This is a genomic window from Thermococcus waiotapuensis (genome assembly GCF_055384795.1).
The window spans coordinates 1002424-1020352 of record NZ_AP042429.1 but is presented as its reverse complement, the minus strand read 5'-3'; the positions used below and the strand labels follow the sequence as shown (position 1 = coordinate 1020352).

At 53.5% G+C, this 17929-nt stretch carries 20 protein-coding genes; 11 read left to right on the top strand and 9 right to left on the bottom strand.

Annotated features, from left to right (window positions below; all coding sequences use genetic code 11):
- Window positions 1-36 precede the first annotated feature (36 nt).
- Both pyrG and ACZ47M_RS05680 read right to left on the bottom strand, forming a co-directional pair.
- A complete protein-coding gene (pyrG, locus tag ACZ47M_RS05685; RefSeq protein ID WP_315342772.1) occupies window positions 37-1635 on the bottom strand; it encodes a glutamine hydrolyzing CTP synthase in 1599 nt (532 codons plus the stop codon).
- Between the two features lie 44 nt (window positions 1636-1679).
- On the bottom strand, window positions 1680-2054 hold the full coding sequence (locus ACZ47M_RS05680; RefSeq protein WP_315342773.1) for a hypothetical protein: 375 nt from the start codon (window positions 2052-2054) through the stop codon (window positions 1680-1682).
- Between the two features lie 96 nt (window positions 2055-2150).
- Between ACZ47M_RS05680 and ACZ47M_RS05675 the strand changes: the two genes are divergently transcribed.
- Complete coding sequence (locus ACZ47M_RS05675) at window positions 2151-4061, top strand: helicase C-terminal domain-containing protein (protein WP_315342912.1); 1911 nt, start codon at window positions 2151-2153, stop codon at window positions 4059-4061.
- Here the strand turns inward: ACZ47M_RS05675 and ACZ47M_RS05670 are convergent.
- The 4 genes from ACZ47M_RS05670 to ACZ47M_RS05655 all read right to left on the bottom strand — a co-directional run bounded on the left by ACZ47M_RS05670 (window position 4048) and on the right by ACZ47M_RS05655 (window position 6500).
- Entirely contained in the window at window positions 4048-4410 is a 363-nt protein-coding gene (locus ACZ47M_RS05670; RefSeq protein ID WP_315342775.1) for an immunoglobulin-like domain-containing protein, read from the bottom strand. The genes ACZ47M_RS05675 and ACZ47M_RS05670 overlap by 14 nt on opposite strands.
- Before the next feature lie 94 nt (window positions 4411-4504).
- A complete protein-coding gene (locus ACZ47M_RS05665) occupies window positions 4505-4927 on the bottom strand; it encodes a secondary thiamine-phosphate synthase enzyme YjbQ (protein ID WP_315342776.1) in 423 nt (140 codons plus the stop codon).
- 15 nt (window positions 4928-4942) lie between these two features.
- Entirely contained in the window at window positions 4943-5218 is a 276-nt protein-coding gene (locus ACZ47M_RS05660) for a hypothetical protein (RefSeq protein ID WP_315342778.1), read from the bottom strand.
- Window positions 5202-6500, bottom strand: a complete 1299-nt coding sequence (locus tag ACZ47M_RS05655; protein WP_315342779.1) for a prenyltransferase — start codon at window positions 6498-6500, stop codon at window positions 5202-5204. Before ACZ47M_RS05655 ends, ACZ47M_RS05660 begins: the two co-directional genes overlap by 17 nt.
- An 89-nt stretch (window positions 6501-6589) precedes the next feature.
- Between ACZ47M_RS05655 and ACZ47M_RS05650 the strand changes: the two genes are divergently transcribed.
- A complete protein-coding gene (locus ACZ47M_RS05650; RefSeq protein ID WP_315342780.1) occupies window positions 6590-7690 on the top strand; it encodes a TRM11 family SAM-dependent methyltransferase in 1101 nt (366 codons plus the stop codon).
- A gap of 158 nt (window positions 7691-7848) precedes the next feature.
- Window positions 7849-8286, top strand: coding sequence for a hypothetical protein (locus tag ACZ47M_RS05645; RefSeq protein ID WP_315342782.1), 438 nt, complete (start codon window positions 7849-7851; stop codon window positions 8284-8286).
- 148 nt (window positions 8287-8434) lie between these two features.
- Here ACZ47M_RS05645 and ACZ47M_RS05640 read toward each other — a convergent pair whose 3' ends face one another.
- On the bottom strand, window positions 8435-9076 hold the full coding sequence (locus ACZ47M_RS05640) for a M48 family metallopeptidase (protein ID WP_315342784.1): 642 nt from the start codon (window positions 9074-9076) through the stop codon (window positions 8435-8437).
- A gap of 37 nt (window positions 9077-9113) precedes the next feature.
- Between ACZ47M_RS05640 and ACZ47M_RS05635 the strand changes: the two genes are divergently transcribed.
- A complete protein-coding gene (locus ACZ47M_RS05635; RefSeq protein WP_315342786.1) occupies window positions 9114-9914 on the top strand; it encodes an SPL family radical SAM protein in 801 nt (266 codons plus the stop codon).
- A 153-nt stretch (window positions 9915-10067) separates the two neighbouring features.
- On the opposite strand, the gene dph2 is transcribed toward ACZ47M_RS05635, so the two are convergent.
- Complete coding sequence (gene dph2, locus ACZ47M_RS05630; protein ID WP_315342788.1) at window positions 10068-11126, bottom strand: diphthamide biosynthesis enzyme Dph2; 1059 nt, start codon at window positions 11124-11126, stop codon at window positions 10068-10070.
- Between the two features lie 133 nt (window positions 11127-11259).
- Here dph2 and ACZ47M_RS05625 point away from each other — a divergent pair, with 133 nt between their 5' ends.
- The 7 genes from ACZ47M_RS05625 to cyaB all read left to right on the top strand — a co-directional run bounded on the left by ACZ47M_RS05625 (window position 11260) and on the right by cyaB (window position 16333).
- Window positions 11260-11715: a 30S ribosomal protein S15 gene (locus ACZ47M_RS05625; RefSeq protein ID WP_010478098.1), complete on the top strand. Its 456-nt coding sequence runs from the start codon at window positions 11260-11262 to the stop codon at window positions 11713-11715.
- Between the two features lie 31 nt (window positions 11716-11746).
- Window positions 11747-13180, top strand: coding sequence for a DHH family phosphoesterase (locus ACZ47M_RS05620; protein ID WP_315342791.1), 1434 nt, complete (start codon window positions 11747-11749; stop codon window positions 13178-13180).
- Window positions 13164-13424, top strand: a complete 261-nt coding sequence (locus ACZ47M_RS05615) for a KEOPS complex subunit Pcc1 (protein WP_315342793.1) — start codon at window positions 13164-13166, stop codon at window positions 13422-13424. Before ACZ47M_RS05620 ends, ACZ47M_RS05615 begins: the two co-directional genes overlap by 17 nt.
- A gap of 14 nt (window positions 13425-13438) precedes the next feature.
- The gene (locus ACZ47M_RS05610; RefSeq protein WP_010478104.1) at window positions 13439-14035 is read left to right on the top strand and encodes a 30S ribosomal protein S3ae; all 597 of its coding nucleotides are present in this window, start codon (window positions 13439-13441) and stop codon (window positions 14033-14035) included.
- Window positions 14036-14140: 105 nt separating this feature from the next.
- Window positions 14141-15178 carry a lysyl aminopeptidase gene (locus tag ACZ47M_RS05605; RefSeq protein WP_315342795.1) on the top strand — a complete coding sequence of 346 codons (1038 nt, stop codon included), beginning with the start codon at window positions 14141-14143 and terminating at the stop codon, window positions 15176-15178.
- Window positions 15179-15233: 55 nt separating this feature from the next.
- Entirely contained in the window at window positions 15234-15788 is a 555-nt protein-coding gene (locus ACZ47M_RS05600; RefSeq protein ID WP_394356315.1) for an archaemetzincin family Zn-dependent metalloprotease, read from the top strand.
- On the top strand, window positions 15785-16333 hold the full coding sequence (gene cyaB / locus ACZ47M_RS05595; RefSeq protein ID WP_315342799.1) for a class IV adenylate cyclase: 549 nt from the start codon (window positions 15785-15787) through the stop codon (window positions 16331-16333). Before ACZ47M_RS05600 ends, cyaB begins: the two co-directional genes overlap by 4 nt.
- A 57-nt stretch (window positions 16334-16390) precedes the next feature.
- Here the strand turns inward: cyaB and ACZ47M_RS05590 are convergent, their stop codons facing one another.
- Window positions 16391-17863 (bottom strand): TrkH family potassium uptake protein, encoded by a 1473-nt coding sequence (locus ACZ47M_RS05590; RefSeq protein ID WP_315342801.1) that lies wholly within the window; start codon window positions 17861-17863, stop codon window positions 16391-16393.
- Window positions 17864-17929: the final 66 nt, after the last annotated feature.

The window sequence follows — 17929 nt, the reverse complement described above, 5'->3', positions numbered from 1 at the left end:
GGAAGAAAGTCCGAGGGATTAAAAAAGGAAAGCGCTTTACCCGTATCTTCTTTCTTTCGCGGCTTTGACGAGCCCATTAAAGACCGGTGCAGGGCTCATCGGCCTTGACTTGAACTCCGGGTGGAACTGGGTCGCTATGAAGTATCTGTGGCCAGGCAGCTCAAGGATCTCCATCCTCCTCGCGTCGTCCCCGGCGATGCCGCTGAATACTAAGCCGGCTTCCTCGAACTTTTCGACGTAGTCGGGGTTAACCTCCCAGCGGTGTCTGTGCCTCTCGTAGACTATTTCCCGGCCGTAAAGTCCCCTGGCCAGTGTGTTGGGCTTTATGTAAACTGGATAAGCCCCGAGCCTCATGGTTCCGCCGAGTCTGTCGAGATATCTCTGTTCGGGCATTAAGTCCACAACCGGGTAAGGTGTCTGCGGGTCTATCTCGGTTGAATGGGCACCCTTCAGGCCGAGAACGTTTCTTGCGAACTCAACCACCGTTAGTTGGAAGCCGAAGCAGATTCCGAGGAAGGGAATGTCTTTTTCTCTGGCGTAGCGTATGGCCATCATTTTACCCTCAGTCCCCCTTGCCCCAAATCCTCCGGGGACTATTATTCCATCGACGCCCTCGAGAAGCTTTGTTCCAACTTTCTCAAGCTCTTCCGCCTCTATCCAGCGTATTTTGACCTTCACATCGTTGGCAACGCTGGAATGCTTTAAAGCCTCCTTTATGCTTAAGTAGGAGTCCGCTAACTTGACGTACTTGCCAACGATGGCTATCTCCACTTCCCTTTCCAGTGACCTGTACTTTTCAACCATCTCGCGCCATGCCCTGAGTTCGGGCTCCCTCTCCGGAAGGCCGAGCCTTCTGGTTAGGTACCTTGCAAGCCCTTCCTTCTCAAGCAGGAGGGGAACCTCGTAGGTGTCCTCAACGTCGTAGGCACTGATAACTGCCTCCCCGGGGACGTTGGTGAAGAGGCTTATCTTGAGCCTCGCGGACTCTTCAAGAGGCTCCTCGGAGCGCGCTACTATGGCATCCGGCTGAATTCCAAGGCTTCTAAGCTCTTTCACGCTGTGCTGTGTTGGCTTAGTCTTCTGCTCGCCGACAACTTTGAGCTTTGGCACGTAGGTTACGTGGACGAAGGCGACGTTCTCCCTGCCCTCTTCCAGCTGCATCTGCCTGGCGGCTTCAAGGAAGGGCATGCTCTCAATATCCCCTGCTGTTCCGCCGATTTCAACTATAACCACTTCGTAGTCCCTCGCTATTCTCCTGATGCGCTCCTTTATCTCGTTGGTGATGTGCGGGATGACCTGGACGGTGGCGCCGAGATACTCGCCTTTCCTCTCCTTCTCGATGACGGCTGAATAAACCTTCCCGGTGGTTATGTTGTGGTCAAAGCTCAAGCTCGTATCAAGAAAGCGCTCGTAGTTTCCCAAATCGAGGTCGACCTCGCCGCCGTCGTCGAGGACGAAGACCTCGCCGTGCTGGTATGGGTTCATTGTCCCGGCGTCGTAGTTGATGTAGGGGTCTATCTTGATGTTCGTTGTCCTAAAGCCCCTTGCCTTCATGAGCATGCCGAGAGAAGCGCTGGTGATGCCTTTACCGAGGCCACTGACGACACCACCCGTGACGAATATGAACTTTGTCATGGCAAAACCTCCACCAATTATGTCGTGGATTGATAGGGGGATGTTTAAAAAGCTTTGTCCCGGGGGCTTTGCTGTCCTTCTTCTCCGTCAGGGACGGGAGAGGTGAATTCAGACTCATCGGCAGGCCCTGTTTCCTCTTCGCTCACAGGGGTTTCAGAAGGAGCAGCAGAGGCGGGCAGTTTTCTGCTCGTGGCCTTTAAAAGCCGGCCGATTTCGTATACAAAGAAAAGCAGGCCCGCTAAACTTCCGACGAGAATAAACGGGAGCTTTGGAGGGAGTTCCAGGCCCCTATGCCATCTGTAGAGGAGATAGTTCTGATAGGCGAAGAGATACGTAAACCAGCCGATGAGGACGGCCTCGACCGAGTACTCCACAACTTTACCCCAATCCATGCTCTTCAGGAACTCCTTTATATCCATACCCCTCGCCGTATCCCGGATTATCGCGGTGGTTAAAAAGTTTTGGACGGGAAACGTTAAAAGTTTCCTCCCTAAATCGGGGCGGGAGCTGGAGTGATGGAGTACTTCCCCTACGAGATCCTCAGGCCTCACCAGAAGGAGTTTATAGATCTCGTTAACGAAGCGGTTAGAAGAGGTAGTAACCTAATAATTGAAGCCCCCACTGGCTTTGGAAAGACAATCAGCGTTCTGGCAGGCGTTTTACCCTATGCAAAGGAGGCGGGCTACAAGGTTCTTTATCTTGCCAGAACCCACAGGCAGATGGATCGGGTTATAGAGGAGCTTAAGGAGATAAACAAAAAGACTCCAGTTTCTGGAGTCGAGCTCCGGAGCAGAAAAGAGCTCTGCCTCCACAACTACCTCATAGAGTACACCAGCGACGCGTACACTGCCATGGTCGTCTGTAAGAATCTGAAGAAAAGCGGGAAGTGCCAGTTCTACGAGAACGAGAAAAAGAAAAAGGAGGAGTTTGAAGAGGTCGCAAAGTTCTTTCTTAGTGAGCCAGCCCACCCGGTGGAGATACTGGATTACGCACAAACCCTTGAGTTATGCCCCTACGATCTCACCCGGAAGGTAGCGGAGAAAGCCGACGTTATCGTGGCCAGCTACCTCTACATGATCTCACCGGGGATAAGGGAGGCGTTTTTGGAGGGCCTGGGACTCACGTACTCGGACCTGATAGTGATCTTCGACGAGGCCCACAACCTCCCGGATCAGGCTATCTCGGCGTTAAGCGACAGCATAAGTATCCACACGGTAAACCGCGCCATAAAGGAGGCTGAGGAATACAGGGAGCACGAGATAGCCAACTTCCTCAGCATCTTCGGGAAAGGGCTGGAGTTGCTTTACTCGGAGAAATTCTCGGACAGGGAAGTCACGGAGGTGCCCCTATCCCCGGAGAGCATCTTTGCCCATCCCATGAACGTCCTCGGGATTGATGCACGCTATCTGATAAAGACCCTTAACGAGATGGTAACCGTGGGGGACTCCATAAGGGAAGACAGGATCGAGAAAAACCAGCCACCCAGAAGTTACATCGGTAGAATCGGTGAATTTCTCCTTCTCTGGTTTTCCCTGATCGGCAGGGACGACTACCTGTTTTTGATGAGCAGAGAAAAGGGCCTGAGCCTTGAACTGGTTGCCCTTGACCCATCGAAGGCTCTAACATTTGTGAGAGATGTTAAGAGCGCAATCTTCATGTCCGGAACGTTAACTCCCCTGGAGGCCTTCAGGGACGTTATGGAAATTGAGAACTCAATGCTGAAGAAGTTCCCGAGGATGGTGAAGCGAGAGAACGCACTGGTTCTCGTTGCAAGGGACGTCTCCACGAGGGGGGAGGAGAGGTCTCTCCAGGTTTACAGGAAGATGGTGGACTACATCGTCGAGACTGTCAAAATAATACCTAAGAACGTCGGCGTCTTCACGGCCTCCTACGAAGTCCTCCAGGGACTTCTCTCAGCCAATCTCCAGGTGAGGCTGGAGGAAACTGGAAAGGCCGTCTTTATTGAGAAGCAGGGCGCTTCCTCAAAGGAGAACGACCTCCTTGTTGCCCAGTTCAAAGCACATTCCAAAACCAATGGGGCCGTTCTGCTCGGGGTTATGGGCGGTAGAAACAGCGAGGGGCAGGACTACAGCGGGGATGAGATGAACGGCGTCGTTCTGGTCGGTCTTCCGTATGCGAGGCCAACGCCCAGAACCGAGGCTCAGGTGAGGTACTTCGAAGCAAAGTTTCCGGGCAAGGGGAGATACTACGGCTATTATTTACCAGCCCACAGAAAGCTCGTTCAAGCTGCCGGGAGGGTCCATCGTTCGGCAGAGGAGAGGGGCTCTATAATAATCCTCGACTACCGCGCTCTCTGGGAGAACGTGAGAAAAGACCTCCCGGACTGGCTTGCAGAGGACATGAAGCCAGTTGATCTGGCTAAGATGAGGCTCTACCTCAAAAAGTTTTGGTCTAGCGTAGGGTGAATTCTTTCTCAACCCTCACCCTTGCACCTTTGACGTAAGCAAACTTGACTACCCTGTACTCCCCCGGAGTGAGTTCAACCGGGATCCTCTGCTCAACGGTTTCACCCGGTATGAGGACGATTCTCTTTTCCAGAAATACGAGGCCCAGGTTAAGCTTCTGCCAGAAGCCTACGTACTCGTAAAGCTCAACTTCGTTCGTTATCTCGACTTTGGCCAAGTTGGGGTTGCTTATTCGGAGAACTATCTCACCCTTTCTCGGAATAACCTCTATTTCAAGCTCAACCTGAGGAGGGGATCCGTAGGAGATCACGCCGGCTCTGTCTTCATCGGGCACCTTTACGATCTTCATCTATGACCCTTTCCTGTAAGTTGCCATAAATGTTTCGCTGTGCCTCGGGGAGCGAAGCGTTGTGGTGGGTGCCCGGCCGCAGGTGGAGCGGAGCTCACCCTTCCGGGAGTTCCTGGCAGGGGCAGAGCATGACCAGGACTTCTCTATGCCTCGGTCCGTCCAGTTCCACAAAAAGGATCCTCTGCCATGTTCCCAGCAAAAGCTTACCCCCGTCCACTGGAATAACCAGCTCGGAGTTGAGGAAGAGACCTGCCCTAAGGTGGGAGTGGGCGTTGCTGTCTATCCTGTCGTGGAGGTAGCCCTTTCCCTCCGGTATCAGCTCTTTCATCTTTGACTTGAAATCCTGTAGAAGGCCTTCCTCAGGTTCGTTTATCATCAGCCCGGTGGTAGTGTGCTTCGTGAACACCAGCGCTATGCCGTGCTTCATTTTTCCTTCCCGAACTTTCCGCTGAACCTCGTCCGTTATGTCGACTATCTGGAACCTCTCTCTGGTGGGAACTTCTATCGTGAAAATCAACCCCCTCACCTCGCCTCAGAGTGTTTTGAGCAGTTCTTCGAGGACTTCCCTTGAGGTCTTAACACCGTCCTGAACCAGGTACCTCAGAATAACGGCCAGCTCATAGGCCCGGAGTAACCTCTCGTAGTCCCGGTTCGAGGTCTTTGAGAGAACCTCCTTTCTGAGAGTGGAGTATATCTCCCCAACGGCGTCTCTGAAGAGGACTTCCTCTTCGATGAGCTTTCCCTCAAGCAGTGCCTCTGTAAGATCCCGCACGTAGTCCAGAGGATCGCCCTCATGCCTTCTTCCCATTAAGCCCCTTAGCCGTTCCATTGGTGACCACCCTTTTCTCTATCTCAACGTCCGTTGCGCTGAGAAGCAGCTCGGCCATGAGAATCGAGGAAAACCTCACGTCCCTGACCTCCAGGGCAACGTCTATTGCCCTTGAGATATCCCCGAGCTTCAAAAGACTGTGGGCTATATCCGCCAGGGCTATTGAACGGAGGCGTTCGCTCCTTATCCTCCCGGCAACCCTCATGGCCCCTTCGACATCACCGCGGATGAGGGAATACCTTATTATCTTCACCATTACCTCCTCGTTTTCAGTACGCTCCCAGATGGCCCTTACTACCTCCCAGTCGCCCTTCTCTGGATTCTCCAGGAACCTGTTCATAACTGCCTTCCCAACCACGGCGGCTTCCCTGTCATTCAGGGCACGAATAAGGTCCGCCAGGTGCTTTGGGGAAACATCAAGAAGCCTAAGGGAAGCTTCGACCAAAAGCTCTTCTCCATCAAGCTTTCTCATGAGATCAGCGGCTTCGTGGGACTCCCCGGCAAGGGCGAAGGCTATGGCCAGCTCAATCTTGAAAGCCTCTCCAAACTTTTCAACGAGCTCCTTTGCCAGCTCCTTTAGCGGTATTACGTACCTCTCCAAAACTCCGTACTCTTTCAGGAAGAACAGGGCCTCCTTAAAGGCGTGCTTTGCCCACTCCCTGAGTTCGATCTCCTTTATGACGTTTATCCCGTTTTCGTAGCTCCCCATGATGAGGTAGGACTTCATTATCTCGATTAAGGCCTTTGAACGGGAGGGCTCGGAGTGTATCATCTCAAGAGCCATTTTGCTCTTCCTGATTCTGTAGGCCACTTTTACTTTTTCCAGCCCTATTAGAGCTGTATTTCTGCGGATTACCTGGAGCAGGACCGTATCCCTCAACTCCTCGGACTTTATCTCGCCGGCGTAGTATATGGCCTCGCTTATCTCCCCGAGACCGAGCATATACCTGGCCGCCAGAGCCATTAGCTCATCCCTAACTGGGGCAGGCAAACTTTTGGAGTCCTCGACGACACGCTGATAAACTTTCTTTGACGTTCTCAGGCCGGATTTTGCCATTGAATATCCGATGGAGAGAAGGGCCCTCATGAGCCTTGCCGGGTCATCTATCCTCTTTGACGCCTCAATGGCCCTGATAAAAACGGGCTTAAACCTCTTATCATTGATTTTAGCCAGCCTTTCGGCGATTTTCGCGTAGGTGGTTGCCCTCAGATAGGGATCGGGGATAGCCTCAACGGTTTCAACGATTTCATCTATTACCATCAGCGACGCCCCCTGAATCCTATTTCGAAGTTAGGGTTCTTAATATTATCGGCCCAAAAGCTTTTAAAAGCCTGAGTAAAGCTTTTTCTATGCACGCAGTAATCCTGGGCAAAAATCCAGCTCTCAGTGAGGCTGAGTTTTATTCTTTTGGCAGGAGATTCGACCTTAAAGTTAGGGCGCTTGAATCTAACCGTAACTGGGTGTTGTTTGATGCTTTCTCCCAGGTTGAGAGATACTTCCACTGGCTCGGCGGCTCCCTCAAGCTCGTGAGAATAATCGGTGAGGGCGAAGGTGCTATTAAAGACCTCGAATACTCCAAACTCTTCACGGTAAGCCTCTACGGGAGGAGCGACTGGAAGCTCTGGAGGAAGCTGGGAGGCGAGATAAAGAGGCACTTCAAGGAGGAAGGGCCGGCCAAGTTCTTCAAGCCTGCTGAGGTTTATTCAATGCCTGCAGAACTCATCCTGAAGGGCTTTCCTGAGGTTAAGGACTTCGTCTTCCTCTTTAGGGGGGACGGGAGCTTCCTCGTCGGCGAAACCGTTAAAGTAACCGACCCGTTCGAACTGAAGAAGCTCGACGTCGGGAGGCCGGTTCAGAAGCCAATCCTCTCAATCCCGCCGAGGCTCGCGAGGATAATGGTGAACCTCTCCGAGGTCAGAAAAGGCAGCTTCCTTGACCCCTTCTGCGGGATTGGCACAGTGGTTCAGGAGTTCGTTCTTCAGGGCCTGGACGCCTACGGCAGCGACAGGGACGAGGGGCAGATCGGGGCGGCAAAGCAGAACCTCTCCTGGCTCAGGGAGGAGTTCAGGCTTAAAAACTCGGCCCATTTGGAGGTCTGCGACGCGAGGAAGCTCAAGAGGTGCTTCCGGCAGCGCTTTGACGCCATAGTGACGGAACCCTATCTCGGGAAGCCACTGCGGAGAAATCCGGACAGAGAAGAGGCAATTAAACTCGCCAACGAGCTTGACCGGTTTTACTATCAGGTCTTCGAGAGCTTTGCGGATGTTTTGAAGAGGAACGGAAAAGTCGTCTTCGTTTTCCCGGCTTACAGGCTTAACGGTGGGGGAGTGTACAGAAAAGAGAGAAAGTGGCTCGAAAAGCTCGGCTTCGAGGTTTTGGCGAAGTACACGGACTACGAGGAGAGACACCGCTTAATCAGGGACATCCACGTGCTGAGGTATGGGGGTTGAGCTTCTTTCCCTGGTAGTTTGTGAAGGGAAGCATAGCCTTGCTGGCGTCGCGCTCCGACTTTGGGGAGGCAGGATTATCCCCCTTACCATCATATCACCGGCCCGCTTTCTACCTAAAGGTTTAAAAGGAATAACTCCCCAGAATTTCAGGTGGTGCAATGGCCCTCTACGAGGAGAAGGTCTCGAGCAGGGGCTTCAGGATTTTTCTGATCCTCGCAGCGCTGCCGATGCTCTTCGGCCTCTATGCCACCTACATGGCCGGTGAGGGCTTTGGGTTCATGCTCATCACAGCGCTTCTCGTCGTGCTCGTATTAGTGGATGCTATGGAGATAAGGATCGAGATAGACGAGAGAAGGGTAAGTATACGGGGGTTACTCGGGCTTCTCACCAGAAAGACGGTCGAGATAGAGAACCTCGCGAGCTTCTCCGTTACAGAGGGCTGGATGAGCTGCTCCGGAGCAATTCACTTCAATCTCCCGGCCAAGGGCTGTGTAATTCTGAGGCAGAAAAAGGGCTGGACGGTTTCTTTCACTACGAACCACCCCGAGGAAGTTGCCCGGGTTCTGGCGATGCTTGGCATCCCACGGGAACCTTAGTTCCCTTTGCCCATGCTACCAAATCCACAGCCACCACGGCGGTTTTCCCGATCGGGCTCTCAGGGCCCGTCTGAGGCCTGGCGCTGGGACCACCGCGGGCCCACCGCGATTTCGTCCGCCGCCAACGCGAGGAGCGTGATGGGGTTCCTCATTCCCCACCACCGAGCCATCTCCAGTATGGATTCAGCTCGATGATGCTCCACCACTTCTTGAGCTCCTTTCTGGCTTTCCTGTAATCGGGGTAGAATCGCCCAACGAACTCCCAGAACGCCTTTGAGTGGTTCATGTGCTTCAGGTGCGCGAGCTCGTGGATTACCACATACTCCTTAAGCCAGGGCGGAACGGAAACGAGGCGGACGTTGAAGTTAATGTTTCCCCGGGGTGAACAGCTTCCCCATCTGCTCCGCTGGTGTCTGATGAATACTCTCTTCGGGAAAACGCCCATTTTTCCTGAGTATTCCTCGACCAAAGCCATTATCCCTGGTCGGAGGTATGACTTAAGCTCGGCGATGGCTTCATCCGGGTAGGCTGAGAACACGACTGTTCTGAACTTCCCGTGCACCCTGGTCTTTCTTCCGCGGATGACCTGGTATAGCTCCCCGTCTATGGGAAACCCCGATTCGGTTCTCCTGCTTTCTATCTCGGCCAGCTTGGCCTCAATCCACTCCTTATGGCGCTCCACGAAGGAGTCAACGTCGAAGCCTTCAGGCGCGGTAACGACTACAACGCCATTGGGCTTCATCTCAATCCGCGCATACCTGACGGGCCTCCTTCTGATTTCCAAGTTCATGCCATCACCTTTTAAGAAGGTCTGGCAACTTGAACTTATGAACCTTCGGGTCATCGAGAAAAAGGCCAAAAGCATCTACACTCCCTCAAGGATTCCCGGTGTCGAGTGGAGCTTAAACCAGTACGTCGGTTGCGCCTTCGCCTGCAAATACTGTTACGCCAGGTTCATGGCGAAATGGAGGGACTACGGCGAGTGGGGCAGCTGGGTGGAAGCTAAAACCAACGCGCCAGAGCTTGCCAGAAAGCGCGTTAATGGGAGCGTTTTCATGTCCGCGGTGAGCGACCCCTATCAGCCGGTAGAGGCGGAACTAAAGCTGACGCGGCGGGTTCTTCAATACATGGACAAGAGGAACGGGCTCTCCATCCTGACGAAGTCGCCGCTCGTTACGAGAGACATTGGCATCTTTAAACTCTTCCGCTCGATAGAGGTGGGCTTAACCATAAACGGCTTCACGGGAAGGGAAAAGCGGCTCTTTGAGCCACTGACGCCGGTTCAAGAGGCAAGGGTGAGCGCACTAAAGGAGCTGAAGGAATCCGGGCTGAAGACCTATGTTTTCGTCAGCCCGATAATTCCGGAAGTAACGGACGTCTCGGCCATAGTCAGGGAGACGAGAGACTTTGCGGATTACTACTTCTTCGAGGTTCTGAACCTCCGGGCGGCTGGAGAGGAGTTTCAAATCCTCCTCAAAGAGGGGTATCCGGAAAGCTACGCGATCCTGACTGACCCCGGGAAGTTCGGGGAGTTCCTGCGGGGGCTGAAGGGGGAGATAAAAGGCCTTAGGGTAAAGGCGGAGGGAATAGAGACCCACCAGAGGGGCTGGGAGTTCGTGGAACTTTAACTTCAGAAGGTTAAAAATGCGGGGAATTACCCCGAAACATGGGGCGTTTCAGTCTCTCTAACAACGATCTGAGATTGCTCATCCTTGTGTCGGTGGTAGTTAACCTGTCACTGGTGTTCCTTGGCTACTACTATCACGGGTCCCGTTGTTTACTCACATCCTGTCAAAATCTGCGTTCTTCGCTGGTGAACCTTTTAGGGAAACGCCAAAGGGCTCGTCTTCCTTTCTCTCGGCACCGGGTATCTCATCGAACTCGTACTCCTCACGAATGCCTAGGAGGATCTCGACCTCCTTCGGTGTAAGCACAGGCTTTCTCCAGTTTTCGTAGTCGTCGATCGGAACCCTCGGACAGGCAACTACGACGTAGGCATCAAAATCGAAGCCTTCCAAGGCGGAATAGCTTATGTAGTCCATTGCTATAAGCCTGGCGTACTTCCCATGCTCTCTGAGAAGATTAGCAATCTTCCTCGCCTCTGCCAGCCTGAGCTGTCCCTTTTTTGTACTTACGATGACCCCGAATTTCTCCGCGTCCATGGCCTTGACTATCTGGGCCCACCTTTTTTTGACGAGCCTTTCCGCCTCTTTGTTCATCCAGATGGCGTCGCCGGAATAGGGGTTTACAGCGAGGGTGGGCTTTTTCGTGGCAATTGCCACGCCTAACGGGTGGAAGTAACCGGCTCCAACAAAGAGAACCCCCTCCGCTTCCACTCTCGCGGCAGAGAAGTTGCAGCCTAAAACCTGTCCCGGCCAGCTTACCCTGGAATCACCCCTGCCAACCAGGACTTCAAAGCCCTTCTCCTCAAGAAAGCGACACATTCTCTCGAGATGGAGTATGTGCTGGGCGGTGGTAACCAGGGCTATCCTTTTCCCCAGCTTTCTTATCTCACCGAGGTTTTTCTCAAGGGCGGGGATTGGATCAACTTTTGCGAAAGCCGGGACGAAGATCGTGGGAACATCCAGGTGTAGCATCATGTAACTGTGTCCAAGGTGTATGAGGGCGTCGCATCCGAGTAGTTTAGCCTTTGAATCCGCGGGGTCACACGCCCCGTAGTTGACGTCGCCATTTATTATGACCTCTATTCCTTTGGCCTCAAGAAAGTCGGCCAGCTCCTGGGCTTCTTTTTTAAGACCTTCGGGCGTTTGTATGAGGACTTTTTTTGAGCCAATCCCGCGGAGCCTTTCCAATATCTCACCGAAGGGTACCTCGTGCATTTCACCACCGGGTTCTTCAACAGGGGGAGAGTTTAAATGGGCTCCGGTCGGGCAAACCTTTTTAAATCCCATCCCGATTCCCCACGCGAAGGGGCGGCTGGCGGGAGCTGGCCGTCACCTGGAGGTGAAGGAAATGGCAAGGATACACGCGAGGAAGAGGGGTAAGTCTGGATCAAAAAAGCCCCCAAGGACCGCTCCGCCCGCCTGGGTGGAATACACAGCGGAGGAAGTTGAAGGGCTCGTTGTGAAGCTCAGGAAAGAGGGCTACAGCACTGCCATGATCGGAACGATCCTGAGGGACCAGTACGGAATCCCGAGTGTCAAGCTCATCACGGGTAAGAAGATCACCGAGATACTTGAGGAGAACGGTCTTGCCCCGGAAATCCCGGAGGATCTGATGTTCCTCATCAGGCGCGCAGTGAACCTGAGGAAACACCTGGAGCAGCACCCGAAGGACAAACACTCCAGGAGGGGACTTCAGCTCATCGAGAGCAAGATCCTCAGGCTTGCCAAGTATTACACGAGGACCGGAAAGCTCCCAGCCGGGTGGCGCTACGATCCGGAGCAGGCCAAGCTCCTGGTCCGCTGATCCCTTTCCTTCTTCTTACCGGTGATGCCCCGTGGATAAGGGTGCCTTCTTAGAGCGGGCCAGAGCAGGGGCCGAACTGATAAAGATGCATATCGAGTTAGGCCACACGGTAAGGCTGATCTCCCACCGCGACGCCGATGGCATCACCGCCGGTGCCATTCTCGCCAGGGCCGTGGCAAGGGAAGGTGGGGCCTTTCAGCTGAGCATCGTCAAGCAGGTCAGTGAAGAGCTCCTCAACAGGCTCGCGAGTGAGAACAGGGAGATATACGTTTTCAGTGACCTTGGCAGTGGCTCGATGGAGCTAATAGAGAAATACCTCGGCGAAGCAACGGTTGTTGTGGTTGATCATCATCCACCCGAAAAGGAGAGCTTTTCGAACGAGTCCCACATCCTCGTCAACCCCGTTCTATTCGGCGCCAACAGCGTCCGTGATCTGAGCGGTTCAGGTGTTGCCTACTTCGTTGCCAGAGAGATGAACAGGGAGAACAGAGAGCTAGCCTATATAGCAATAGTTGGTGCAGTCGGTGACATGCAGGAGATAGACGGCCAGTTCCATGGCATGAACATCGAGGTCATCGAAGACGGGAAAAAGCTTGGAATCCTGGAAGTCAGGAAAGAGCTGAGGCTATTCGGAAGGGAGAGCAGGCCCCTCTACCAGATGCTTGCCTACTCCACCAACCCGGAGATCCCGGAGATAACTGGAGACGAAAGGAAGGCCATAGAATGGCTCCGCTCCAGGGGCTTCGACTCAGAGATGCATTACTGGCAGCTCAGGGAAGAGGAGAAGAGGAGGCTCCACGATGCTCTGGTTCTTCACCTCATAAAGCACGGTGCCCCGAAGGAGGCCATAGACAGGCTCATCGGAGACGTTGTGATAAGCCCCCTCTATCCAGAGGGCGACCCCAGGCACGAGGCCAGGGAATTTTCTACCCTATTAAACGCCACCGGAAGACTCAACGAGGGAACTTTGGGCGTTGCAATCTGCCTCGGAGATGAGGAAGCCTACAGAAGGGCAGTTAAAATGCTCGAAGACTACAAGAGGGAGCAGATCGAGGCAAGGAAGTTCATAATCCAGAACTGGAACACGGTCAACGAAAGTGATCACGCCTACGTCTTCTACGCGGGAAAGAGCATCAGGGACACACTCGCCGGGATAGCCGCCAGCATGGCCATAAACGCCGGTCTCGCCGATCCTGAAAAGCCAGTCGTTGTCATTGCCGACAGCGACGAAGACGAGAACCTGGTGAAGGGCTCCGCCAGAACCACCGAGAAAGCCCTCGCTAAGGGCTACCACCTCGGCGAAGCCTTGAGAGAAGTTGCGGAGAAGCTTGGGGGGGAGGGCGGAGGTCATGCCATAGCAGCGGGGATTCGCTTCCCGAAGGGCAAAATCGATGAGTTCATCAGGCTCTTCAACGAGGCGCTGGCAAGACAGCTCAGGGGGGAGCAGGGTGAAAGTCAGGGTTAAGGCAGAGATAGTCTGGCACTACGGTGATGCCAGAAAAGCTGAGGCAATCGCAAGGGCCGTTCAGGTAGACGATGAGGGCATACCGGAAAGCCTAAAGAAAAGTTTAAATTTGGAAACCCGATGGGTTGATGGAACCGTCAGGACAAAGGTTAAATACTCGGGTGAGATTGATACTCTCATCAAAGCGCTTGATGACCTGGTGTTTTCGGTCAAAATCGCCGAGGAAATGACCGAAAAGGTGTAAGTGGAGGTGTTAAGATGGCTAATCCGAAAAAGATGGCCGCCGCGGCAAAAGACAAGTGGAAGCTTAAGGAGTGGTACGTGGTTTACGCTCCCGACTTCTTCGGGGGTAAGGAGATAGGACTCACCCCGGCAGACGAGCCCGGGAAGGTTATAGGGAGGGTCATAGAGACCACGCTCAAGGACGTGACCGGTGACTTCACCAAGGGACACGTGAAGCTCTACTTCCAGGTCTACGACGTGAAGGGCCAGAACGCATACACCAAGTTCAAGGGCCACAAATTGGCCAGGAGCTACGTAAGGAGCCTCGTAAGGAGGAGGACGACGAGAGTTGACGGCATCTTCAACGTCACCACCAAGGACGGCTACAAGCTCCGCGTTATGGGGCTGGTCATCGCTTATAGAAGAATCCAGACCAGCCAGGAGAGGGCAATAAGGAGGGTCATCCAGGACATCATCTACAAGAAGGCCGAAGAGCTCAACTTCGCGGACTTCGTCCTCCAGTCCGTCAACGGTCAGATAGCGAACGAGATAGCCAAGGAGGCCAGGAAGATATATCCGATTAAGCGCGCCGAGGTAAGGAAGATTAAGGTTCTCGCCGAGCCAGGGGCCTGATGGCCTCCTCAAACGCTTTTTTCATTCGGTTTCTCTCCGCCCCCCATAACCCTTAAATACTTCTGCCACAACATTTAGATGGAAATCTAAACGGAGGCGCAGGCCATGGTGAACCTGGAACTGCTTAAGAAGATCGTTGAAGCTCCCGGTGTTTCTGGCTACGAGTTCCTTGGAATAAGGGACGTCGTTTTGAAGGAACTCGAGCCAGTTGTGGACGAGATATACGTTGACAAGCTCGGAAACGTCATAGCCCACAGGAAGGGTTCGGGGCCCAGGGTGATGGTAGCCGCCCACATGGACAAGATAGGCGTCATGGTAAACCACATAGACAAGGAAGGCTACCTCCACGTCGTTCCGGTTGGAGGCGTTGACCCGAGGACCCTCGTCGCCCAGAGGATTCGCTTCTTCACCGAGAACGGCGAGCGCTTTGGCGTTGTCGGCCATGTGCCACCCCACCTCCAGAAGCCGGAGGACAGGACGAAAGCGGCCGACTGGGACAACATAGTCGTTGACGTTGGCGCCGACAGCAAGGAGGAAGCCGAAAAGATGGGCTTCCGCGTAGGCACAGTCGGGGAATTCGCCCCGGCCTTCGTACAGCTCAACGAGAACCGCATAGCCACGCCCTATCTCGATGACCGCGTCTGCCTTTACGCCATGATTGAAACGGCCAAGGCCCTCGAGAACCACGAGGCTGATGTCTACTTCGTCGCCTCCGTCCAGGAGGAGGTTGGTCTCAGGGGTGCGGGGGTTGCCAGCTATGCCATAGCCCCTGAAATAGGAATAGCCATGGACGTTACCTTCGCCAAGCAGGTCGGCGACAAGGGTGAGCTTGTGCCAAAGCTCGGCGGCGGGCCGGTCATGGACGTGGGGCCAAACATCAACCCGAAGGTTAGGGCCTTCGCAGACGAAGTCGCCAGGAAGTACGAGATACCACTCCAGATCGAGCCTTCTCCAAGGCCAACTGGAACAGATGCAAACATAATGCAGATCAACAGGGAAGGCGTTGCCACTGCCGTTCTCAGCATACCGATAAGGTACATGCACAGCCAGGTCGAGACAGCTGATCTGAGGGACATCGACCTCACAATAAAGCTCGCCAAACACCTCCTTGAGGAGCTTAAGCCAATGGATTTGACTCCCTGACTTTTCCTTCCTTCGAAAACTTTATTGGCTTCCCCTTCTACCTCAGTTGATGCCGATGATACTTATCGCCCCGATTGGCGAGGTGGATGAGACCCCCTTGAAGAGAGTGGCCGACTTTGTGGGGGCCTATTACTCCCGCTTTGGCCTTTCCACCGGAATGCTCCCGGAGATCCCCGTGGAGCCCTTTTCCCGCGCCTTCAACCCGATAAGGAGGCAGTACCTCGGGCGGGTTTTTCTGCCCACCTTAGCCAACCTCCGGAAAAGGGCGGGAGGAACGGCAATCCTCGGCGTTACAGAGGTTGATCTCTACGAGGAGGGGCTGAACTTCATCCTTGGTTTAGCCAATCCATCGCTTGGGGCGGCCGTGATATCTCTCCACAGGTTAAGGCCCGAGTTCTACGGGAAGGGGCCAGATGAAGAGCTTTTAAAGGAGAGGGCCGTTAAGGAAGCCATGCACGAGCTCGGACACGTCTTCGGACTGGGGCACTGTCCAAATCCTCGGTGCGTTATGCACTTCTCCAACTCGATAAGGGATACAGACTTTAAAAGTCCCCTCTACTGCCCAGTCTGTGAGGAGAAGCTGGCCAAAAACCTGGGGGTGTTGGTGTGATAGAGGTGGAGCTGAAGGGCTACGCGGATGAGGAGATCTTCGAAAGGGTCCGGGAAAAGTACAGGCTCGTGAGGAGGGAGTACCACAAAGACACATACTTCCAGCATCCCTGTCGGGATTTCTCCAAAACCGATGAGGCCCTCAGAATAAGGGTGAAGCGCTTCAACGGGCACTTCGAGGTTTTCATGACTTACAAGGGGCCAAAACTTGATAAGAAATCGAAGACCCGGGAGGAGATAGAGGTTGAGCTGACCGATCCGGACAAGTACGTCGAAATACTCAAAAATCTGGGCTTTGTTGAGGTGCTCACGGTTACCAAGGTACGTGAGAAGTACTACGTTGAGAAGGGCATCAGCATAGCTCTCGACGAAGTGGAAAACCTCGGGAAGTTCATTGAAATAGAAACCCTTGTTGAGGATGAGGGGGAAATTAAGGAAGCTGTAGAGCACCTCAGGGCAATTTTAGAGGAGCTCGGTGTTGAACATTTTGAACGGAGGTCCTACCTTGAACTCTTGATGGAGCGATACAGGAATGGGGAAACTTGACGAGCTTTTCAGTTTAAGGCCGGGGTGGCATAAGCCTGCAGGGATTCTCTGAGATGATCACTTTCTCGCCCTCAACATAGTAACCAGGCTGACAACGAACACGAGGACCGAGAATATCTCCAGTCTGCCCACCCACATCAGGGCTATCAGGAGGACTTTAACATCACCTGGCAAAGACGGGGAAGTTATCCCAACGCTCAGGCCTACGTTGCCCTGGGCCGATGCGGTTTCAAAAAATGCGTCCACCAGGGATACCCTGAGGCGAACCATCATGTAGAGGGTTCCGAAGAGAAGGAAGGCTAGGTATGTTATCACAAAGCCCGTAACTTCCTGGAGATCCTCGGCCGTGAAGACGTAGTTTTGAACCTTCCTTTTTATGACCGCACCCCTGGGAAGGATCGACTGCTGAACGGTCCACTTCAGGCTTTCGTACATCAGGGTGAAACGGATCAGCTTTATCCCACCTGCCGTGCTTCCTGCGCCTCCCCCAATGACCATGAGCAGACCGAGTAAAAACTTGTCAAGTTCGGGGTACTTTGAGAGGTCAGAGATACTGAAACCGGTACATGAAATTGCCGAGACCGCGTGGAATACAGCCTGTCTCAGGGAATCCCCAACAGAATCACCATCCCAGACCAAGCCGTAGGCCAGGAGTGATATCGCTGGAATGAGAAAGAGGAACATGTACCTCACCTGGACGTCATCAAAAAACGAACCTATGCGCTTTTCTTTAAACACCCTGTAGTGGACTGTGAAGTTGACGGCACCCATGATCATCAAAAAGATTGTAATGGCCTCTATGCTCATGCTGTTGAAGTACCCGATGCTCGCGTCGTGGCTGCTCATACCACCGGTTCCCAGGCCGGTCATTGCGTGAGTAATTGCATCGAAGAGTCCCATGCCGTTTACGTAGTACAAATAGGCGCCGATTAAGGTGAGAACCAAGTAGATCTGGAATATGACCTTGGCCGTGTTGACCAAGTTGGGCAGGATTCTCTCGCTCCTGGCCTCTGCCCGATAAAGCCTTGCGGCGGCAACTCCGGGACGGATCAAAATGGAGAGGGCCACGAGGACTATCCCTATCCCGCCAAGCCATTGCATCCACGCCCTCCAGAAGAGCAGAACGTGAGGGTAACTCTCCAGGTTCTTCATCATTGTCAGACCAGTTCCAGTCCATGCGCTCATGCTCTCAAAGTACGAATCCAAAAAGCTCATATTGGCTATTTTAATGAAGGGAACGACGCTTACCAGCGATGCGAAGAGCCATATAAACGCAGCCGAGATCATGGCCTGCCTTAGGTTTACGTCCTCTATCTTTTTCTGTTGTCTGGAAAGCCAGGCCCCCAGGAGAACGTTGATAAACCCTGGAACAGCGAAGTAGGGGACGTAACCTATCTCCGAGGGATAGAACCATATGAGAAGGACCGGAAACAGGTAAGCTACGCCAACACCCTCGAGTATCGCGCCTATCAGATTCTGAACGACGAAGATGTCCTCGCTTGAGTTAATGTACCTCCTGAATTCTAACATACGGCACCGGAATAGAGCAGGCGGAGAAAAATAAAAGGTTTTCGAACAAAAAGTTTAAGGGTTAGG